1 protein-coding gene is annotated in these 1,002 nt (G+C 66.1%); it reads left to right on the top strand.

What is annotated here, in order from left to right:
• Positions 1-39 precede the first annotated feature (39 nt).
• Positions 40-986 (top strand): IS630 family transposase gene (locus HJG45_RS28270; protein WP_171617327.1). Its coding sequence is split into 2 segments (ribosomal slippage): positions 40-379 and positions 379-986, totalling 948 coding nucleotides; the frame shifts between segments, so codons are not numbered across the junction.
• Positions 987-1,002: the final 16 nt, after the last annotated feature.

The following is a 1,002-nucleotide window of genomic DNA, read 5'->3' on the forward strand; positions in this document are numbered from 1 at the left end:
CTGAGTGTGGTTCACCGTCTCCATTGGAGGGAGGCGGTGATGGCGCGGGCATACTCGGACGATCTTCGGGCCAGGGTTATCGATGTTGCCGGCTCGGGCGCGTCAGCCCGTGCGTCGGCGGCGCGCTTCGGGGTTGGCGTATCGACGGCGATCGTGTGGATCCGGCGCGCGCGTCAGGATGGCGAACGTGCGGCCCGGCGTCAGGGCAAGCCGCGTGGCTCGCGCCTCGACCCGCACGAGGCCTTCATTGTGGCCATGATCAAGGAGGTCAAGGACATCACGCTCAACGAGATGGCCGCCAAGCTGCGGGCGGAACGAAGCCTGGAGATCGGCCGCAGCGCGCTGAGCGCCTGGCTGAGCGGACGCAGCTGGACGTTTAAAAAAAGTCCGCACATGCACTGGAGCAGGAACGCCCGGACATCCTGAAGCGACGTCGGGACTGGTTCGAGGGCCAGCCCGACCTCGATCCGCAACGACTGGTCTTCATCGACGAGACCGGCCTGTCCACCAAGATGGCCCGCCTGCGAGGTCGGGCGCTCCGCGGCGAACGCTGCCGCGCCGGCGTGCCGCATGGACATTGGAAAACCACGACCTTCACCGGCGCGCTGCGCTTCACCGGCATGACAGCGCCCTTCGTCTACGACGGTGCCATGAACGGCACGGTATTCCGGGCCTATGTGGAGCAGGTCCTGGCGCCCACCCTGATCCCGGGTGAGGTCGTGATCATGGACAACCTGCCAGCCCACAAGGCAGCCGGCATCCGCGAGATCATCGAACAGGCCGGAGCAGAACTACTGTTCCTCCCGCCCTACAGCCCAGACCTCAACCCCATCGAGAACGCCTTCGCCAAGCTCAAGACGCTCCTGCGCGCCAGGGCCGAGCGCACCATCGACGCCCTCTGGGACGCCCTCGCGTCACTCCTCAGCGCCTTCACGCCAACCGAATGCGCCAACTACTTCGCCGCCGCAGGCTATGAACCGAATTAAGGCAGACGCGCTCTAG

It is taken from the genome of Roseicella sp. DB1501 (genome assembly GCF_013112485.1).
Taxonomy (GTDB): domain Bacteria; phylum Pseudomonadota; class Alphaproteobacteria; order Acetobacterales; family Acetobacteraceae; genus Paracraurococcus.